The 18,693-nt window shown below is 73.3% G+C and carries 15 protein-coding genes and 1 riboswitch; of the genes, 5 read left to right on the plus strand and 10 right to left on the minus strand.

Annotation, left to right across the window (positions count from 1 at the left end; all coding sequences use genetic code 11):
* Positions 1-57 precede the first annotated feature (57 nt).
* From AC0B61_RS15690 to AC0B61_RS15705, 4 genes are all read left to right on the plus strand, one after another.
* Positions 58-1,374, plus strand: coding sequence for an HD-GYP domain-containing protein (locus tag AC0B61_RS15690; protein WP_471741281.1), 1,317 nt, complete (start codon positions 58-60; stop codon positions 1,372-1,374).
* Between the two features lie 289 nt (positions 1,375-1,663).
* On the plus strand, positions 1,664-2,656 hold the full coding sequence (locus tag AC0B61_RS15695) for a tetratricopeptide repeat protein (RefSeq protein WP_471741207.1): 993 nt from the start codon (positions 1,664-1,666) through the stop codon (positions 2,654-2,656).
* 57 nt (positions 2,657-2,713) lie between these two features.
* Complete coding sequence (gene def / locus AC0B61_RS15700) at positions 2,714-3,355, plus strand: peptide deformylase (RefSeq protein ID WP_471741208.1); 642 nt, start codon at positions 2,714-2,716, stop codon at positions 3,353-3,355.
* Positions 3,356-3,491: 136 nt separating this feature from the next.
* On the plus strand, positions 3,492-3,989 hold the full coding sequence (locus tag AC0B61_RS15705) for a flavodoxin family protein (RefSeq protein ID WP_471741209.1): 498 nt from the start codon (positions 3,492-3,494) through the stop codon (positions 3,987-3,989).
* A gap of 42 nt (positions 3,990-4,031) precedes the next feature.
* Here AC0B61_RS15705 and AC0B61_RS15710 read toward each other — a convergent pair whose 3' ends face one another.
* The 9 genes from AC0B61_RS15710 to AC0B61_RS15750 form a co-directional block, all read right to left on the minus strand.
* The gene (locus tag AC0B61_RS15710; protein ID WP_471741210.1) at positions 4,032-5,087 is read right to left on the minus strand and encodes a ferritin-like domain-containing protein; all 1,056 of its coding nucleotides are present in this window, start codon (positions 5,085-5,087) and stop codon (positions 4,032-4,034) included.
* A gap of 160 nt (positions 5,088-5,247) precedes the next feature.
* On the minus strand, positions 5,248-5,757 hold the full coding sequence (locus AC0B61_RS15715; protein ID WP_471741211.1) for a hypothetical protein: 510 nt from the start codon (positions 5,755-5,757) through the stop codon (positions 5,248-5,250).
* Between the two features lie 126 nt (positions 5,758-5,883).
* Positions 5,884-6,879, minus strand: coding sequence for a ribonucleotide-diphosphate reductase subunit beta (locus tag AC0B61_RS15720; protein ID WP_471741282.1), 996 nt, complete (start codon positions 6,877-6,879; stop codon positions 5,884-5,886).
* Between the two features lie 20 nt (positions 6,880-6,899).
* A complete protein-coding gene (locus AC0B61_RS15725; RefSeq protein WP_471741283.1) occupies positions 6,900-9,305 on the minus strand; it encodes a ribonucleoside-diphosphate reductase subunit alpha in 2,406 nt (801 codons plus the stop codon).
* A gap of 189 nt (positions 9,306-9,494) precedes the next feature.
* A riboswitch (cobalamin riboswitch) is annotated at positions 9,495-9,624 on the minus strand.
* 88 nt (positions 9,625-9,712) lie between these two features.
* On the minus strand, positions 9,713-11,017 hold the full coding sequence (locus AC0B61_RS15730) for a GH12 family glycosyl hydrolase domain-containing protein (protein WP_471741212.1): 1,305 nt from the start codon (positions 11,015-11,017) through the stop codon (positions 9,713-9,715).
* Between the two features lie 62 nt (positions 11,018-11,079).
* Positions 11,080-12,402: a glycoside hydrolase family 26 protein gene (locus tag AC0B61_RS15735; protein ID WP_471741213.1), complete on the minus strand. Its 1,323-nt coding sequence runs from the start codon at positions 12,400-12,402 to the stop codon at positions 11,080-11,082.
* Positions 12,402-14,510 carry a glycosyltransferase family 2 protein gene (locus AC0B61_RS15740; RefSeq protein ID WP_471741214.1) on the minus strand — a complete coding sequence of 703 codons (2,109 nt, stop codon included), beginning with the start codon at positions 14,508-14,510 and terminating at the stop codon, positions 12,402-12,404. The genes AC0B61_RS15735 and AC0B61_RS15740 overlap by 1 nt, the downstream gene beginning before the upstream one ends.
* 253 nt (positions 14,511-14,763) lie before the next feature.
* Positions 14,764-15,861 (minus strand): DUF2510 domain-containing protein, encoded by a 1,098-nt coding sequence (locus tag AC0B61_RS15745; RefSeq protein WP_471741215.1) that lies wholly within the window; start codon positions 15,859-15,861, stop codon positions 14,764-14,766.
* Positions 15,862-15,935: 74 nt separating this feature from the next.
* Positions 15,936-16,430, minus strand: a complete 495-nt coding sequence (locus AC0B61_RS15750; protein WP_471741216.1) for a GNAT family N-acetyltransferase — start codon at positions 16,428-16,430, stop codon at positions 15,936-15,938.
* Positions 16,431-16,828: 398 nt separating this feature from the next.
* Here AC0B61_RS15750 and AC0B61_RS15755 point away from each other — a divergent pair, with 398 nt between their 5' ends.
* Positions 16,829-17,785 carry a helix-turn-helix domain-containing protein gene (locus tag AC0B61_RS15755; protein WP_471741217.1) on the plus strand — a complete coding sequence of 319 codons (957 nt, stop codon included), beginning with the start codon at positions 16,829-16,831 and terminating at the stop codon, positions 17,783-17,785.
* A gap of 7 nt (positions 17,786-17,792) precedes the next feature.
* Here AC0B61_RS15755 and AC0B61_RS15760 read toward each other — a convergent pair whose 3' ends face one another.
* The gene (locus AC0B61_RS15760) at positions 17,793-18,650 is read right to left on the minus strand and encodes a histidine phosphatase family protein (protein WP_471741218.1); all 858 of its coding nucleotides are present in this window, start codon (positions 18,648-18,650) and stop codon (positions 17,793-17,795) included.
* Positions 18,651-18,693: the final 43 nt, after the last annotated feature.

Genomic DNA, 18,693 nt, shown 5'->3' on the forward strand with positions numbered 1-18,693 from the left:
GCCCGCGCCGACACGGGCTCCGACCGGACGGCTTGGGGGCGGCGCACCGACCGCGCGGTGCACGCGGCGGCCGCCGCGTTGCTGGCGTTCGCGCTGGGCGCGGTCGCGCTGCGCGGGGTCGCGGAGCCCAAGGTCGCGCTGGCGTTCACCGTGCTGATCGCGCTCGGCGAATGCGTCCGGATCACCCTTCCGGGGGATCGCGAACAGGCGCCCATCGGCGCGGCCGGCGCGCTGGCGTACGCCCTGCTCGGGCCGCTGCGCGGAGTGCCGACCGCGCACGGCACGGTCCAGGTGGTCGCGGTGACCGGCGTCGGCCTGCTGCTGGCCTGGCTGCCCGGGCTCGCCCTGCCGCGCCGACCCGGCCGCCCACACCGCCGCCCATACCGCCGCCTGCACCGCCGCCCGCCCTGGGCCGACCAGGCCCGCCGCGACAGCGCCGCCCGCCGACTGCTCGCCGTCGGCTTCGCCGCCGCCGTCTTCCAACCGCTCTACAACGCCGGCCTGGTCGACCGCTTCTCACCCGAAGGCCCGGCGTACGGGGCGTTCCTGACCGCCGTCGCCGCACTGGCCGCGCTCTGCGACGCGACCCTGGCGGCGCTGCTGCGGTGCGACCTGGCGGCGGGCCCGCACCGCGGACCGCGGTTCCCGGCCGCACTGGAGGACGAACTGCGCTCGCTGTTCGGCATCGGCTCGGCGATCGTCGCCACCGGGATGCTGGTCAGCCTCGCCGCCGGCGAGGTCGGGCTGTGGGCGCTGCCGCTGTTCTGCACCCCGCTGCTGCTCGCCCAGGTGTCCTTCCGGCGGGCCGCCGCGGTACGCGCCACCACCGGGCAGACCATCGCCAGCCTCGCCAGGGCCACCGAGGTCGCCGGCTACACCCCGCACGGGCACGCGCGCCGGGTCGCGGACACGGCGTGCGCGCTGGGTCGCGAGCTGGGCCTGGGCACCCGGGAGCTCGCCCTGTTGGAGTACGCCGCACTGATGCACGACGTCGGCCAGCTGTCCCTGGTCGAACCGGTGCCGGACGGCGCCACCGCGCTGCTGCCGTACGCCGAGCAGCAGCGGATCGCCCGGCTGGGCAGCGAGGTGATCAGCCGCACCGGGGTGCCCCGGCAGGTCGCCGAGCAGGTCGCCCGGTTGGCCGACCCGTGCGCAGGACCGGCCGGCGGCGAGGGCCCGGTGCCGCTCGCGGCCCGGATCATCCGGGTCGCCAACGCCCATGACGACCTGCTCACGGCCGCCCGGGGCCGGGGCGTCGGCGAGGCGGTGGGGCGGCTGGAGGCGCTGGAGGTGCTGCGGCTCGGGCGCGGCCGGGTCTACGACGCCCGGGTGGTGGACGCCCTGGCCCGGGTCGGCGGGCAGGCCCGGGCCTGAGGCCGCGGGGCCGGGGCCGGTCGGGGTCGGCCGGCCGGGCCGCGCGGCTCTCGTCCGGCGCGGGAACCCCGCCCCGCCCCGCCAGGGGTTGAGCGGGTGCGCTCGGGCGGGCAGGCTGGGGAGGGGCGGACCCCAACCTCGACGGTGGGGAGCGCGGGCGGGGGCGGGCGTGGTTGGATGCGGTCGTAGCGTGGAACACCGACCCGGGGCACCTGGCTTCGTACGCCGTCCCAGGCGGTACGGGCACGGTGGCACGGGACTTGAGCGGACGACGACGGCAGGGACGAACGTGAGGATCTTCCACCGGGCACGGCACCGGCCGTCCGCCACCTGGCGGCAGACGACCGACCGGGCCTTCACGCTGATCGGCGACGGCCGCTACGAGGACGCCGGCGCGCTGCTGGTGATGGCCGCCGACCTGGAGCCGTGGCTCTCCGACTCCTGGTTCAACCTCGCGCTCCTCCACAAGTTCCGCCGGGACTGGGAACAGGCGCGCTCGGCCGGCCTGCGCGCCGTCGCCCTGCTGGACCGCGAGCACGGCGCCCCGGACTGGTGGAACCTCGGCATCACCGCGACCGCCCTGCAGGACTGGCCGCTGGCCCGCCGCGCCTGGCAGGCGTACGGGCTGAAGCTGCCCGGCGGCCCCGGCGGGCCCCCCGACGGCCCGGTCAGCCTGGACCTCGGCACCACCCCGGTACGGCTCTCCCCGGACGGCGAATCCGAGGTGGTCTGGGGCCGTCGGCTGGACCCGGCCCGGATCGAGGTCCTCTCCATCCCGCTGCCCTCCTCCGGCCGCCGCTGGGGCGAGGTCGTCCTGCACGACGGCGCCCCGCACGGCGAGAGGGTCACCGACGGCGTCGCCTACCCCGTGTTCGACGAGATCGAGCTGTGGGCGCCCTCGCCGGTGCCCACCTACGTCGTGCTGCTGCAGGCCGCCACGGCCGGGGACCGGGACGCGCTGGAGCGGCTGGTCGCCGACGCCGGGTACGCCGCCGAGGACTGGACCTCCTCCGTGCGGCTGCTCTGCCGCGCCTGCTCGGAGAGCCGGATGGCCTCCGACGACGGCATCGCCGCCCACCACGACCCGCACGACGACGGCGACGCCGCGCACCCCGGCCACCTCAGCCACCTCAGCCAGGGCGGCGCGGCCGGGATGTCCTGGCTGGTGGAGCGCGAGTGCGGGATCGCCGCCCCCGCCCACCTGGTGCGGATGCTGCTGGACCGCTGGGTCGCGGCGGCCCCGGCGACCCGGGCGTACCGGGATCTCGAAGAGGTCTGCTGAACCCGCTGAGTACCCTGGTCAGGTACGTGTAGACCTATGGAAGCGGAAGACGAAGACATGGCGGAGCAGGCCGAGCAGCACCAGCACGAGCACGACGTGGAGGGGGCGGCGCCCGAGGCCCCCGTCAAGGTGATCGGTGAGGAGCCCGACCTCACCAGGGGCACCGCCCGTCCGATCACCGTCGTCGGCAACCCGGTCCTGCACCGCGAGGTCAAGGACGTCACCGCCTTCGACGGCGAACTCTCCGCACTGATCGACGACATGTTCCAGTCGATGTACGCCGCCGAGGGCGTCGGCCTCGCCGCCAACCAGATCGGCGTGGACCTGAAGGTCTTCGTCTACGACTGCCCGGACGACGAGGGCGTGCGCCACATCGGCCACGTGATCAACCCGGTCCTGGAGGAGTACCCGGCCGACCGCCGCCGCGTCCTGGACGACGGCAACGAGGGCTGCCTGTCCGTTCCGACCGCGTACGCCGAACTGCCGCGCCCGGACTACGCCGCGGTGACCGGCGTCGACAAGGACGGCGAGCCGATCCGCGTCGAGGGCACCGGCTTCTTCGCCCGCTGCCTGCAGCACGAGACCGACCACCTGTACGGGACGCTCTACATCGACAAGCTGTCCAAGCGGGACCGCAAGGACGCGCTGAAGCAGATGGCCGAGGGCACGCCGAAGTACGCCACCGCGCCCAACGAGTGACGGTGGAGCGGTAGTTGCCGAAGGCCGGCGGGGACGTTGTCCGCGCCGGCCTTCGGCGTACCCGGCCGACGATGTCACGTTCCCGCGCCCTGTCCGGTCCACCTGCCGGGAGTGACCGAACGGAAGGAGAACCGTCATGGAGGCCGTCATGAAGACCGTCATCGTGTGTGCGTCGGTGTCCCACGGCAACACTCGGAGGATCGCCGAGGCGATGGGCCGGGTGCTCGACGCCCAGGTGGTCGAGCCGGAACGGTTCGACCCGGCGGAGCTGGCCGGCTACGACCTGGTGGGGTTCGGATCGGGGATCTTCACGGGGCAGTTCCACGCGCGGCTGCGCGACTTCGTCCAGGCGGTCCCGGCGGTTCCGGCCGGGCAGGGCGGCAGGGCGTTCGTGTTCGCCACCAGCGGCCTGCCGGAACTGCGGATCCGGCCCTTCACCCGGCCCCTCGTGCGGCAGCTCGAACGCAAGGGCTTCGAGGTGGCCGACACCTTCTGCTGCCGGGGCCACGACACCTGGCTGCCCTTCAAACTCGTCGGCGGCATCCACAAGGCGCGGCCCGACGGCGGCGACCTGGCGGCGGCCGGCGCGTTCGCCGAGGAACTGCGGGCCCGCGGCGCCGACGGCGGGCGGTGAGCGGGGCCGGTGCGGGCGGACCGCACCGGCCCGCGGGCCGGGCTACGGGACGAAGCGCCACTCCGGGCCGTAGGTGAAGCGAGGGTCGGCGGGCAGCTTGATGGCGTTCAACTGCTCTGCGGTGCCGCGCAGAGCGCCCATGTGCCCGATCGCGTCGAAGAGCGAGGAGCCGTCGCCGGCCCAGGCCGATTCGAGGGCGCGCAGCATGTCGCTGTAGGCGGTGTCGAAGTCGTGCAGCAGGGCGGCGGTGGTCTGGTCGGGCTCGTTGCCGGGCGAGCCGGCCCAGCCGCCCCGGGGGACGCGGGCGACGGGCGCGGTGTCCGGGAGGGGGACGTCGGGGCCGGTGAAATCGAACCTCCCCGTGGCGGGGTCCTGCACGAGCTTCTTGCCGACGGCGATCTCCTTGAACGCGTAGTAGTGGGCCAGTTCGCCCGGGGCGCCGGGGAACGGGTTGTCGGGGGAGGCCGTGGTGCCCTCGCCCTGGGAGCGGATGACGTCGAGCGCCTTCAGGACGTCGTCGAGCGTGTTCATCGGGACGATGTCGTTGCCGGCGCCGTGGCTCGACCCGAGCGGGAAGCTGACCTGGTGCCGGCCGGTGATCAGGTGGGCGAAGGTGGGGAAGACATCGGCGATGCGCTGGTAGAAGGCGCCGATGGTGTTGCCGTCGACGGCGAAGGCGAGCGGGTTCTCGGGCTTCTCGATGTCGGCGAACAGCCCGGCCGATTCGCGGGACAGCCCGCTGAGGTAGACCTCCAGCCCGGGGTTGACGCCGCCGGGCAGCTCGCCCGGGTACTTGGGCACGGTGGCGGGGTCGGTGAGGACGACCGTGCCGCCGATGGTGGTGAGCATGTTGCAGACCAGGCCGAAGTGCGACATCTCGTCGAAGACGATCTCGCGGATGGTGTGGCGGACCGGCTTGCTGCCGTCCGGGTCGGAGATCGACCACAGGGCGGTGGCGTACGGCGGGATGGTGGAGAGCTCCAGCATGATCGCCCGCTGGAGCGCGTCCTTGAGTTCCTGCTCGGTCCAGTCCTTCTCTGCGATGTTCATGAGCTGGACGATGGCGTCGCTCTCGTAGTCCAGGATTCCGCGCGTCACGGCGTGCCCCTTTCGTTCGGCTGTGCGCGGACCGTAGCCGGGGGCAGATGCTCCGAACGCACGTGAAGCCGGTGTGGCCCGGGAGTTCATCCGGACGGGCGGAGCGTGCGGCCCCGCACGGGCTGCGGCCGTGCGGGGCACCACCGTTGAGGCAGCTGAGTCAGAGGTTGTCGATCCAGAACAGGAGGATCCGCTGCAGCGCGCCCGGGGCGCCGGCGCCGAAGGCGACGACCATGGCCTGGCCGACCGCGACATCGGTGGGGTCGACGCCGTGCGTCCAGGTCACCCGGGCGTCCAGGCCGGGGATGGTGCGGCCCGGGGAGTACGAGCGGAGGGTGCCGCGGGCGTGGGCGATGAGCACGCCGTTGCGCCGCAGTTCGGCCCGGCGCAGTGCGGTCGGCCTCAGCTCGTAGGTGCGGTCCCCGACGAGGGCGGTGCGGGTGCGGGACTTCCGGCGGGGGGCCCAGCCGCTGCTGTCGCGGGTCGTCGGGACGGGCCGGCCGTTGATGTTCATGGCGCCGTGGTCGCGGTCGGGTGCCACCGTGACGGTCGGCAGGCCGGCACCGTGCACCCGGGCGACGACGGACGGCCAGCGGTCGTGGTCGATCCGTATCGGGCCGAACGGGCCGTCGGCCACGTGCTGTTGTGACAGGGAAACCTTGCGGGACATGCCTGGGCTACTCCTGGACACCGGGGATCCGACAGCGGAGCTGCCGTGGGGAGGACGTCCTCCCCACGGCAGCTCCGCTGATGTGCTGAACGGCGTTGCTTCTCAGAACTCGACTGAGAACTCGTCCTAGAACTCGTCGTCGAAGGAGACCGAGCCCTCGACGGCGACCTGGTACGCCGACACCCGGCGCTCGAAGAAGTTGGTCAGCTCCTGGACGTTCTGGAGCTCCATGAAGCCGAACGGGTTGGTGGACCCGTAGCGGATCGGCATGCCGAGGCGGGCCAGGCGCTGGTCGGCCACGGCCTCCAGGTACTGGCGCATGGAGTCGGTGTTCATGCCGGCGAGGCCGTCGCCGCACAGGTCCTGGGCGAACTGGAGCTCGGCCTCGACGGCCTCCTCCAGCATCTCGGTGACCTGCTTGGCCATCTCGTCGTCGAAGAGGTCGGGCTCCTCCTCGCGGACGGTGTCGACGACCGACATCGCGAAGTCCATGTGCATGGACTCGTCGCGGAACACCCAGTTGGTGCCGGTGGCCAGGCCGTGCAGCAGGCCGCGCGAGCGGAACCAGTACACGTACGCGAACGCGCCGTAGAAGAACAGGCCCTCGACACACGCCGCGAAGCAGATCAGGTTGAGCAGGAACGCCCGCCTGTCCTGCTTCGTCTGCAGCGAGTCGATGTGGTCGACCGCGTTCATGTACTTGAAGCAGAACTGGGCCTTCTGGTGGATGGAGGGGATGTTCTCCACCGCGGCGAAGGCCGCGTTGCGGTCCTCCGGGTCCGGAAGGTAGGTGTCGAGCAGCGTCAGGTAGAACTGGACGTGCACGGCCTCCTCGAACAGCTGGCGCGACAGGTAGAGCCGCGCCTCCGGGGAGTTGATGTGCTTGTAGAGGCTCAGCACCACGTTGTTCGCGACGATCGAGTCGCCCGTGGCGAAGAACGCGACCAGCCGGCCGATGAGGTGGCGCTCGCCCTCGCTGAGCTTCGCCAGGTCGGCGACGTCGGAGTGCAGGTCCACCTCCTCGACGGTCCAGGTGTTCTTGATGGCGTCCCGGTACCGGTCGTAGAACGACGGGTACCGCATGGGGCGCAGGGTCAGCTCGAAGCCGGGGTCGAGCAGCATCTTGCGGTCTTCGGGGGTGCTCACTGGCAGGCCTCGCAGGACTCGGGGTTCTCCAGGGAGCAGGCCAGTGCGGCCTCCTCCTCCGGCGTGAGGGTCGGGGTGTCGACCGGCACCGGGGCGGCGGTGCGGGCCGTGCCGGACGCGGCCTGGGCGATCCGGGTCGCCGGGCGCGAGCGCAGGTAGTAGGTGGTCTTCAGGCCGACCTTCCACGCGTACGCGTACATCGAGCTGAGCTTGCCGATGGTCGGCGCGGCCATGAACAGGTTCAGCGACTGGCTCTGGTCGAGGTACGGCATGCGGGCCGCGGCGAGGTCGATCAGCGCGCGCTGCGGCAGCTCCCACGCGGTGCGGTAGAGCGAACGGACCTCGGCGGGCAGCCAGTTCAGCTCCTGGACGGAGCCGTTGGCGTCGCGCAGCGAGTCGCGGGTCTGCTGGTCCCAGACGCCGAGGTCCTTGAGCTCGCGCACCAGGTACGGGTTGACCTGCAGGAACTCGCCGCTCAGCGTCTCGCGCTTGAACAGGTTGGAGACCTGCGGCTCGATGCACTCGTACACGCCGGCGATGGACGCGATGGTCGCGGTCGGGGCGATGGCCAGCAGCAGCGAGTTGCGCAGGCCGGTCTCGGCGATCCGGGCGCGCAGTGCCGTCCAGCGGTCGGCCCACTGCGGGGCGGCCGTCGGGAAGTGGTCGATGTGCAGTTCGCCGCGGGCGGCGCGGGTCTCGCCGTAGGCCTCGTGGCGGCCGAGCCGTTCGGCCAGGTCGGCGGAGCGCTCGTAGGCGGTGAGCATGATCCGCTCGGCGATCATCGTCGACAGCTGCTCGGCCGCGGCCGAGTCGAAGTCGAGGCGCAGCTTGAAGAAGACGTCCTGCAGGCCCATCACGCCGAGGCCGACCGGGCGCCAGCGGGAGTTGGACGTGCCGGCTTCGGACGTCGGGTAGAAGTTGATGTCCACGACGCGGTCGAGGAAGGTGACGGCGGTGCGCACGGTGGCGTCCAGCCGGTCCCAGTCCATGGCGTTCAGCAGGTCGTCGGCGGTGGCGCCGGGGGCGACGTGGGCGCCGAGGTTGACCGACCCGAGGTTGCAGACGGCGGTCTCGGAGTCGTCCGTGACCTCCAGGATCTCGGTGCACAGGTTGGAGGAGTGCACCGTGCGGCCGGGCAGGGCGGTCTGGTTGGCGGCGCGGTTGGAGGCGTCCTTGAAGGTCATCCAGCCGTTGCCGGTCTGCGCCAGGGTGCGCATCATGCGGGCGTACAGGGTCTGCGCGGGGATGGTGCGCACGGCCTTGCCGGCCAGCTCGGCCTTGCGGTAGGCCTCGTCGAAGTCGGAGCCCCACAGGTCGACCAGTTCGGGCACGTCGGCCGGGGAGAACAGCGACCAGTCCTCGTTGGCGTTGACCCGGCGCATGAACTCGTCCGGGATCCAGTGCGCCAGGTTGAGGTTGTGGGTGCGCCGGGCCTCTTCGCCGGTGTTGTCGCGGAGTTCCAGGAACTCCTCGATGTCGGCGTGCCAGGTCTCCAGGTAGACGCAGGCCGCGCCCTTGCGGCGGCCGCCCTGGTTGACGGCGGCGACGGAGGAGTCGAGGGTGCGCAGGAACGGCACGATGCCGTTGGACTTGCCGTTGGTGCCGCGGATCAGGCTGCCGCGCGAGCGGATGCGCGAGTAGGACAGGCCGATGCCGCCGGCGTGCTTGGACAGGCGGGCGATCTGCGCGTAGCGGTTGTAGATCGAGTCCAGGTTGTCCAGCGGCGAGTCGAGCAGGTAGCAGCTCGACATCTGGGGGTGGCGGGTGCCGGAGTTGAAGAGCGTCGGCGAGGAGGTCAGGTACTCCAGGCGGCTCATCAGGCCGTACAGCTCGGCGACTTCGCGCACGGACTGCTCGTTGTCGCCGACCGCCAGGCCACAGGCGACGCGGAGCAGGAAGTGCTGCGGGGTCTCGATCACCTTGCGGGTGATCGGGTGGCGCAGCAGGTAGCGGGACTGCACGGTGCGCAGGCCGAAGTACTCGAAGCGGTCGTCGCCCGCGGTGTCGATGAGCGCGTCCAGGGCGGGGGCGTGCTTGGCGACGAACTCCGCGGTGGTGTCGCCGATCAGGCCCTCGGTGTGGCCGACGGCGATCGAGGCGGCGAAGGTCGTGGAGCCCTGGCTGTTCGCCTCGTCGACGATCTCGAGGGCGAGCAGGCGGGCTGCCAGCTTCGAGTACTGGGGGTCCTCGGCGATCATCGACGCGGCGGCGTCGACGGCCAGCCCGCGCAGTTCGGCGAAGTCCGAGCCGGCGTGGCGGCCGCGCAGTGCGGCGGCGGCGACATGGCCGGGGTCGACCTCGGGGAGGTCGGCGCTGCGGTCGGTGAGCAGCCGCAGCAGCGCGCCGCCGGGGTCGGAGACCTTCGGGTCGGTGAAGGCGGTACCGGAGCCCTGGGCGGGCAGGGTGGCTGAGGCAGCGGTGGTCAAGGCGCTCTCTCCTGGCGGCGATCGGCGGCGTGATCGGGGCACCGGGCGATCGGGGCAGGGGAGCACGGCACGAACGCAGGCGGCGTCGCGCGACGGTGTCTCCCCGGCCCGCCCGCGAGGCCCGGAGGGGGTACTGCTGGTGCTGGCGCGGCCTCTGCGGGAGGGCCGTGGCGCACGCCGTCGGCAGGTACTCGGACTCGCGGGTGGGGCTCGTGGAGCCGCCCGCTCACCGCTGCGGGGCAGTCCCGGATTCGCACCGGGTTCCCCTGCTTCGACAGCAGGAGTGAGCATACATGTAGTGCTGTGAGTCCGATGCAGCCCCACATGTTGTGTCGCGCGGCACGCTCGGCGGCATGGTCCCTCCGGCCTGGCCGGTGCTCCGCTCAGGTCGGGGGGTGCCATTCCTGGGCCGTACGGGCCTCGCAGGGGCGCATCGACACCTGGGCCCGGGCGCCCGTGCCGGGGGCCGTGGAGGCCCCCGCGGCGGCCCCTGGCGCGCCCGTTGCGGCGGTGCCCGGGGCGGTGCCCGCGGCGGCCGCCGGGTTCTCGACGCAGCGCCCGGTGTCCTGGTTCACGAGCTGCCCCGTGGGGGTCACCCGCCACCGTTGGTCGGGGCGCGAGGTGCAGCCGGTGAGGACGGGGAAACCGATGGCGGGGTCCTCGACGCAGCGCCCGGACTGGCCGATCGAGCCGTCGTCCCCCATGGTCCAGGTCTGCTGGGCGGAGCCGTCGCAGGTGCCGGCGCCGACCGCGGAGGGGTCGCCCGTCACCCGGCTGTCCAGGCAGAGGCCGGGCAGGGCCGAGGTGATCGCGCCGCTGGGCGCGCCGGCGGCGGCCTGGAACGTGAACGAGTCGCTGCTGAGCCCGGCGCCGCCGTCCCAGATCTCGAACCCGGCCTGGACGGCGCACAGGTAGGACCCGGCGGGGACGTAGCCGCGCTGGACGGCGTCGCGGGTGAAGGCCCGCAGGTCGAGGTCGGTGACGGAGGTCGTGCCGGTGGCCGTCTCGTAGGTGATCAGGGTGTGGCTGCTCTTCTTCGGCGCCTCGTACACGCGGTAGGAGGCGCCGCCGACCTGCAGGTCGCCGGTGCGTTGGCCGAACGGGGTCTTGCCGTTGCCGCGCAGCCAGATCATCAGCTCGGCGCTCTCGGTGAAGGAGCAGCTGGTCCGGCTGTTGCTGTACCAGACGTCGTACGAGACGTTGTAGACGCCGCTGTCGACCTGGGTGGTGTGCCAGCTGCTGGTCGCGTACCGCAGGTTGCCGACCGGGATGGGCAGCGGGCCGGTGCCGGGCTGGAGCTGGGTGCTGATGTGCGGGTAGGCGCCGGGGCCGCGGTCCGGGTCGGTGAGGCTGGCGGGGCTGATGCCGCTGCGGGTCACCCGGAAGTCGGTGCCGGCGCCGGTGCTGCTGATGCAGAGGCCGCCGGTGGCGTTCCACTCGTTGGGGTTGATCAGGTAGCGGCCGGAGTCGACGGCCTGCGACGGGTAGCGGTTCTCCCCGGTGGAGCAGATCTCCCCGGCGGTGGCGGCGGGCAGCGGGGTGACGGCGGTGGTCGCCCGGGCGGGCTGCCGCGGGTCCTGCGGGAGCAGGACCGCGCACAGGGCCAGGGCGATCGCGACGGCCGGCGCGAGCCACCACCACGGGCGGGGGCGGCGGCGCCAGGTCCGGGGCATGACGGGGTGGGTCACGAAGCTCTCGCCTCCCTGCTGCGGTGTCGTCGGCCGGTACGCGGGCCGGGGCGGTGGCGCGCTCACCCGGCGGGCGTGGAACTCGACCGGGGCCGGGTCGCGGGGGAGGTCGGCTTCTTCGCCGGGGGCTTGGGGCTGGTGGCCGGGGGGCTGGCGGAGGCCGGCGGGTCGGGGGTGGGCACGGGGGCGGGCTGGGCGACGGTCAGGGCCGGCTCGGAGCGGACGGTCCAGGGCGTGTCGTAGCGGGGCGCGGCGACCCCGGCGGCGAACGCCTCGGAGGCGGCGCCGGATCCGGCCACCCGCCAGTCGACCTCCTTCCTGGCCTCGTACCAGATCACGCCGATGATGTCGGGGTGCTGGGGGAGCTGCGCGAACATCTCGGTGATCCACTGGGCCTTCAGCCCCGAGGTGTCGGTGGCGCCGGTCTCGGTGATCACCACGGGCTTGCGGGTGAACCCGCGGATCTGCCCGATGGTCGGCTGGAAGATCTGGTCGAACGACTTGTACTTCTCGACGCCGGTGGTGCCGTAGTAGCCGGACAGGCCGACCCAGTCGACGTAGTCGTCGCCGGGGTAGAGCGAGTTGAGGCTGGTGGCGTTCTCGTAGTCGACGTTGGGGCTCCACACCCAGGTGACCCGGGTGGCGCCGACCTGCTTGAAGAGGTCGTGCACGTGCTTCCAGGCCTGGACGTACTGGCCCTTCCTGTTGCCGTTGGCCTGCTCGGCCCACGGGTACCAGTAGCCGTTCATCTCGTGGGCGAAGCGCAGGGCGACGGGGTAGCCGAGGCCCTTGATGCCTTCGGCCCAGGTCCTGATGTAGTCGTCGAACCTGCCGTCGATGATGTTGGAGAGGGCGTACTCCGGCTGCTCGCCGCGGAGCTTGTCGTCCTTCGCCTCCTTGCGGTAGTCCCAGGGCTCCCAGGCGACCATCGGCATGATGCCGCGTTCGGCGACGGTGTCGAAGACCCGGCGGTCGAACTTCCGGTCCCACCAGCCGACCGAGAACTCCAGGACGTTCGGCTGGTGCTTGACGGCGGCGGTGAACTCGTCGAGCGGGCCGAGGTCGTAGGGGCCGGGCTTGGTCATGATGCCGGTGAACGCGCCGCCGGCGGGCGGGAACTGCGGCGGCGGGGGCGTCGCGGCGGGCGTCGCGGCGGGCGTGGTGGCCGCCGGCGTGCCCGGGGCGGCCTGGCCGGCGGTGGCGGCCGGTGAGGCGGCCAGGGCGCTGGTCAGCCAGCCCGGCATCGCGGTCGGGGCCGCGCCGGCGAAGCTGTACGGGTCCTGGTCGTGGGCACGGGAGAGCCGGGGGGCGAGGACGAAGGTGTAGCCGACCATCAGGGCCAGGGCGAGCAGGGCGGCGATCCGGGGGACGGTGATCCGCAGCATCAGCGGGCCCCCCGCCCGGCCCGGGAGCCGGCCCGGGAGCCGGTCCGTGAGCCGGTCCGTGAGCCGGTCCGTGAGCCGGTTCGTGAGCCGGTCCGGGAACCGGCCTGGGAACCGGCCTGGGCGGGCTCCAGCAACTCCTCGAACTCGTCCTCGGCGACGGCCTCTTCGAAGGCCTCCCCGACGGCTCGTCCGGCGGGTGCCCCGGTGCGCGGCGGTTCGGTGCGCGGCGGTTCGGCGCGCGGCGGTTCGGTCCGCTGGCCGGGCAGGTGGCCCGTGACGGCGGTCTCGGCGGCGGCCCTGGCGGCGGCGGCCCGCTGGGCCCGGGCCTCACGGCGTCCGCTGACGAAGGAGATCACCAGCGGCGCGAGACCGGTGAACAGGCTGACCCCGGCCCAGAACCGCAGGATCCAGATGTCGTGGTGGAGCGTGAAGCTCGCGCCGAGCAGCCCGCCCGAGACCGCCGCCCACAGCAGGTGCAGCCGGAACGTCGACAGCGACTCGGCGCTGCGCAGGTCGCCCTTGGCGGTGACGGCGTAGGCGAGCGGGCGGCGCAGCAGCGCCGCGATCGCGGCGGCGACGTAGACCGGGCCGGCGAACAGGGCGAGGCCCATGCCGGCCACGCCGATCTCGCGCCGCTCGTGCGCGGCCAGGTTGAACCGGCGCAGCCACAGCCACAGCACGAACCAGCTGCCCATGCTGGCGCCCCACAGGGCCATCCAGTGGGTGCTGTTGAGGTGGATGGAGGTGACGCCGAGGGCCAGGTAGAGGGACGTGGCGAGGCTGCCGAGGACGGTGTTGATCGCCACGCTCGGGTAGTAGAACTGGACCAGGCCGTAGAGCACCCGCTGGCGCAGCCGCAGTTTGATGCCGGAGCGCAGCCGGCCCTTGAGCAGGATCTCCCAGATGCCGTACGCCCAGCGCTTCTGCTGGTTGAAGTAGTCGGTCCAGGAGGTCGGGCCCTCGCCGACGGCGAGGACGTCGGGGGTGTAGACGCCCTTCCAGTGGCGGCCGGTTTCCGGGTTGACGGAGGCCTGGATCCGCATGCTGGTGAGGTGGTCCTCGATGATCGAGTCCTGGTAGCCGCCGATCTGCTGCCAGGCGGTGGGCCGGTACAGGTGGTTGGTGCCGATCAGCAGCGGCGCGTCCATGCCGTTGCCGCCGCGCTCGACCAGGCCGGAGAACAGGTACTGCTGCACGGAGGCGCCGTGGGCGACCCAGTTGTCGTACATGTTGCCGTAGACCTGGGGGGCGACCACGAAGGCGACGTCGGGGTCGTGGAAGTAGCCGAGGGTGCGCTGCAGGAAGCAGGGCAGCGGGACGTGGTCCGGGTCCATCTGGGCCACCACGTCGTAGCCGTGCTCGTGCTCGGCGCGCCAGGAGTTGTGGTTGCCGGACTTGGTCTTGGCCCGGAACTCGCCCTCGGCCTGGTTGTACTCGGGTCGGCCCTTGCGGCTGAAGTGGTGGACGCCGAGCCGGGCGGCCATCTCCTTGACCCGGTCGTCGTCGCCCTCGTCGAGGATCCAGACGTCGATCCGGCCGTCGTACTCGATCCGCAGCATGGCGGCGAGGGTGCGTTCGACGATCTCGATCGGCTCCTTGGAGGGCACGATCGTGGTCAGCACCGCGACCCGCAGGCCGGGGGGCGGGGTGACCGGCACCGGGTCCTTGGCGCGGAACGCGAAGACCCAGACGGCGAGGTTCTGAACCAGCCGGATCACTTCCACCGTTATGACTGAACAGAAGCAGATCCGGGCGAGGTTGATCCGCCAGTCCGGGGACCAGCCGACGTGGGAGCCGGGAATGTGTTCGGGCAGGAGCAGCCAGCCGACGAAGACGAGGCCGGCGAGCGCGTTGGCCGTCACGAGGAGGGTCATGACGAACTTGACGCCGCGGGAGGAGACCGAGCGGTAGCGGACGGCGGCGCCGGCCTCGCCGGGGGCCAGTGGGCCGGCGGTCTCGGCGCACGCCACGTAGGCGCGCTGGGCGGCGCTGTTGCGCAGGTCCCTGCGGACGATCCGCCGCTCGCCGCGGGCCCGGGGCAGGACGCGCCCGTGGCGCGCGCGGCTCCGGCCGGTCCGCTTCGCCGTGTGTTCGTTGGTGGAGTCCACCGGTCAACCCCCGTACAGCCGCCCGGTCGCACCGGAGCGGCTGGTTCCCTGCTCTGTCACCGCCCGTCGGCGGCCGTCACCCGGCCGTCGGTTCGACGGTTGTACGGCGTGGCGGCGCCCCTCATGGGCTTGGCTGATAGTCGTTCAAGCGGTCAGCATACGGGCCGGGGCCCAGCGGGCTCGGCCCGGGGCCGGAAACGCCAAGGCTCCCGCAGGCCCCGCGCGAGGGCGGGGCCTGCGGGAGGGCCGGGCGTCAGGGAGTGATCTTGACGGAGTTCGCGATCTGGTCCATCAGCGTCAGCGGGGGAGCCTCCGCCGCCTGGTCGAGGCAGATCTGGAGCACCGGGACGGTGGTCGCCCCGGCGGCGGGCGTGACCTCCAGGACGCCGCAGTAGGCGTCCGGCGTGGAGGAGCCGCTGGACATCGGGACGTGCCACAGCGCGAGGTAGCCGTCCAGGCCCTGGATCTTGACGGCCGACTGCTTCACCGGCTCCGGCGGGGCCGGCGCGTCCGCGCCGTAGCGGGCGTTGTAGAGCAGCTGGCCCATGCCGAGCACCAGGGACTTCGAGTCGGACCAGCCGCCGTTGAACACCCGGAGGTTCTGGACGACCAGGCCGCGGGTGCAGGCCCCGTTGCCGTGGCCCACGCAGGCGTACGGGTTGACCGCGTAGCGGATCTCGTTCGGGGCCTTGGCGTCGACCTGGACCTGCCAGTCCTGCGGCAGCATGAAGTTCATCTTCGAGTCCTGGCCGGTGATCTGCCGCCCGCCGGGGAGCTGCTGGCCGCCGGTCAGGGCGGTGCCCATGAAGCCGTTCGGGCTCTTGGGGTCGCCGGCGGCGCTCGGCGCCGCGGTCGGACCGGCGTTCGCCGGGCCGGACTTGGCCGTCTTGTGGCCGAGGAAGTAGCCGCCGCCGGCCATGACGACCGACAGCACCACGGCGCCGACGGCCAGGAGCACCCGGCGCTTGCCGCGGTCCGGCTCGACGGTCTCGAACACCACCGAGGTGGGGACCGGCTTGGGAGTGGGCATGCCGGGCGGTTGCGGAGCCGGCCCGGCGGCCTGGGCCGGCGGCAGGGGCAGCGTCGCGGCGGCCTGGGCCGGCGGCAACGGCAGCGTCGCGGCGGCCGAACTGGGCGTCGCGGGCGCCGGGACCTGCACGGCCGGGCTGACGGCCGTCGGCGCGGCGGCGTTCTGGGCGGCATGGCCGGGGAACGGGCTCGCGGGCGCGCCGCTGCCCCCCGGCTTGGCCTGGACCTTCTCGGTCCAGGTCGAACCATCCCACCAGCGCAGCGTGTTGGGCTGCCCGGAAGGGTCCTCGTACCAGCCGCTAGGCGGACTCCCCGTCGTCATGCGGCGGATCCTAGCAGCGAGCCGATCGGATGGTCATTTCACGTCCGGGGGCGGGCGCACCGTCCGACGCCGCCTCAGAACGCCAGGGCGTAGACCATCAGGTCCATCCCCGGGTACGGCGCCCAGTCCCGCTCGGGGGTGCGCCGGAAACCGACCCGCTCGTAGACCCGGTGGGCGGCGGTCATCGTCGGGCGGGTGGAGAACGCCATGCCGGCCAGGCGCAGTTCGCGGCTGCGGGCGAGGGAGGCGCGCACCAGCGCCTCGCCGACGCCCCGGCCGCGGGAGGCGGCGGCGGTGGCGAGCATCCGGATCTCGCCCTCCCGCGGGGTGGCGATGTCGGCCCACGCGGTGCCGCCGACCGCGAAGGTCACGCAGCCGAGGACCCGTCCTTCGGCCGGGTCGACCGCGACGAGGAGTTCGGCCTCCCGGGCCCGGCGCCCGGCGTCGCGCAGCTGCTCGACGTAGCCGCTCCCGGGCGAGGTGAAGCCGCCGCCGACGAAGGCCTCGACGGTGACGCGGCCGGCGTCCTCGAGGTCCTCCGGGAGGGCTTGCCGGATGAGGTAGTCCATGCGGTCAGTGTGCCGGAGCCGTGCGCGGTGCGGATCTCGGGGGTCGAGCGGACGGGGAGGGTGGCCGGGTCGGCGGAGGGGCGCAGCGAGGCGGCTGGCAGGGTGCCGTAAAGCCGCTCCGGGCGGGCGGTGTCGGCCGGGTAGCCGCCGGGGCGGTGGTGGTTGTCGCGGCCGGCTGCCGGGCCGCGGGAGACCTCGCGGCCGATCAGGACGCCGAGCAGGCCGAAGCCGCCGACGATTCCGGCCAGGGCGAGTGCGCCGGCGAGGGTGTCGCTGTCCATGGGTCCACTCTGGCCGGGCGGCCCGGTGCCCACGAGTGGCAGGAATGACCGATTGCCTCGAAATCCTGCCACCCGGCGCCTTCCGCAGGGGCGCCGCGGCGGGGCATCCTGGACGGCATGCTGAAGAACGTGGTCGCGGTGGTGCTGGAGGAGGTCCACCCCTTCGAACTGGGGGTGGCCTGCGAGGTGTTCGGCCTCGACCGCACCGCCGACGGGCTGCCCGGCTACGACTTCGCGATCGCCGGCGCCCGTCCGGGCCCGCACGCCACCCACGCCGGCTTCGCGGTGGACGTCCCGTACGGTCCCGAGCGCCTGGCCGGCGCCGACCTCGCGGTGGTCACCGCGGCGGCGGTCCGCCCGCAGTACCCCGAGCCGCTGCTGGAGGCGCTGCGCGCGGTGGTGGCGGCCGGCGGGCGGGTGCTGTCGATCTGCAGCGGCGCGTTCGTGCTGGGCGCCGCCGGGCTGCTGGACGGCCGCCGCAGCGCGACGCACTGGCGGCACGGCGCGGAGCTGGCCGCGCGTTTCCCGCTGACCACCGTCGAGCCGGACGTGCTGTACGTGGACGACGACCCGGTGGTCACCTCGGCCGGGACGGCGGCCGGCATCGACGCCTGCCTGCACCTGGTGCGCAAGGTGCAGGGCGCCGAGGTGGCCCGGGAGATCGCCCGCCGGATGGTGGTGGCGCCGCACCGGGAGGGCGGGCAGGCGCAGTTCGTGAACCGGCCGCTGCCGGAGTGCGACGGCGAGTCGCTGGCGCCGCTGCTCGACTGGATGCGCCACCACCTGGACGAGGAGGCCACCGTCGAGCAGTTGGCCGCCCGGGCGCTGATGTCGCCGCGCACCTTCGCCCGCCGCTTCCGGCAGGAGACGGGCACCACCCCGCACCGCTGGCTGACCGGGCAGCGGGTGCTGCTCGCGCAGCGGCTGCTGGAGTCCACCACCGAGCCGGTGGACGCGATCGCCGCCCGCTGCGGCTTCGGCAACGCGGCGGCCCTGCGGCACCACTTCGGCCGTCGGCTGGGCACCACGCCGCTGGCGTACCGGCGCTGTTTCGCCGGTCCGGGCGTGGGCTGACGGACCGTCAGTCCTGGTCGAGCGGCAGGTGGTCGACGCCGTTCCAGCGGTCCGGGCGCAGTCGCCCGTCCTGGGCGCGCCAGAGGCTGGTGGAGCAGTTGTGTACCGGCCCGAGCGCGGTGAGCTGCGGTTCGGTGAGTCTGTCCAGCGCGTAGCGCAGCATCAGCACCGTGCAGTCGTGCGCGACCAGCAGGACGGGCCGGCCGGCCTCCTCCTCGCAGACGTCCCGGAGCAGGCTGCGCACCCGCAGCGCGACGTCGGCCCAGGACTCGCCGCCGGGCGGGCGGTAGTAGAGCTCGCCCATCTTGCGCCGCCGGGCCGCCTCCTGCGGGTGCTCGGCCTCGATGGCGGCCTTCGGCAGCATCTCCAGGATGCCGAGTTCGCGGTCGCGCAGCCGCTCGTCGTAGCGGACGGCCGGCGGGACCGGGACGGCGCCGAGCGCGGTGGCCTGGGCGAGGGCGATCCGGGCGGTCTCGGTGGTGCGCACGTACGGCGAGCACCAGAGGCTGCGCGGGCGGTCGGCGCCGGGCAGGGCGGCCCACCAGCGGCCGAGCGCCTTGGCCTGGCGCCGGCCGTGCGGCGACAGCGGGATGTCGGCGTCGCGGCAGCTGATCGGGACGCTGAGCGCGCCGGCGGCCTCGGCCCGGCGGAACTCGACGTTGGCGGTGGACTCGCCGTGCCGGGTGGCGATCAGCACGGACGGCAGCCGGGTGGCCGTCGCCGGGCGGTGGGCGGTGACGTGGTGGCCCTGGGTGGTGGCGTGCGGGCCCTGGGCGCTGCCGTGCTGGTGCTGGCCGGTGCCGTGCTGGTGCTGGTCCTGGGCGGACTGGTGTTGGCCGTTGAGGGTGGTGCCGAGTTCTGCCATGGCCGCGAGCTCCCCGTGGTCGATCAGGTTCCGGGCGGTTGCC

The organism is Kitasatospora sp. NPDC023385, assembly GCF_055664045.1.

Bases quoted from the DNA above. Each gene is read 5' to 3' on its own strand.
- def (WP_471741208.1), top strand. From the start codon at position 2,714: ATGGCGGAGCAGGCCGAGCAGCACCAGCACGAGCACGACGTGGAGGGG.
- AC0B61_RS15705 (WP_471741209.1), top strand. From the start codon at position 3,492: ATGGAGGCCGTCATGAAGACCGTCATCGTGTGTGCGTCGGTGTCCCAC.
- AC0B61_RS15715 (WP_471741211.1), bottom strand. From the start codon at position 5,757: ATGTCCCGCAAGGTTTCCCTGTCACAACAGCACGTGGCCGACGGCCCG.
- AC0B61_RS15720 (WP_471741282.1), bottom strand. From the start codon at position 6,879: ATGCTGCTCGACCCCGGCTTCGAGCTGACCCTGCGCCCCATGCGGTAC.
- AC0B61_RS15735 (WP_471741213.1), bottom strand. From the start codon at position 12,402: ATGCTGCGGATCACCGTCCCCCGGATCGCCGCCCTGCTCGCCCTGGCC.
- AC0B61_RS15745 (WP_471741215.1), bottom strand. From the start codon at position 15,861: ATGACGACGGGGAGTCCGCCTAGCGGCTGGTACGAGGACCCTTCCGGG.
- AC0B61_RS15750 (WP_471741216.1), bottom strand. From the start codon at position 16,430: ATGGACTACCTCATCCGGCAAGCCCTCCCGGAGGACCTCGAGGACGCC.
- AC0B61_RS15755 (WP_471741217.1), top strand. From the start codon at position 16,829: ATGCTGAAGAACGTGGTCGCGGTGGTGCTGGAGGAGGTCCACCCCTTC.
- AC0B61_RS15760 (WP_471741218.1), bottom strand. From the start codon at position 18,650: ATGGCAGAACTCGGCACCACCCTCAACGGCCAACACCAGTCCGCCCAG.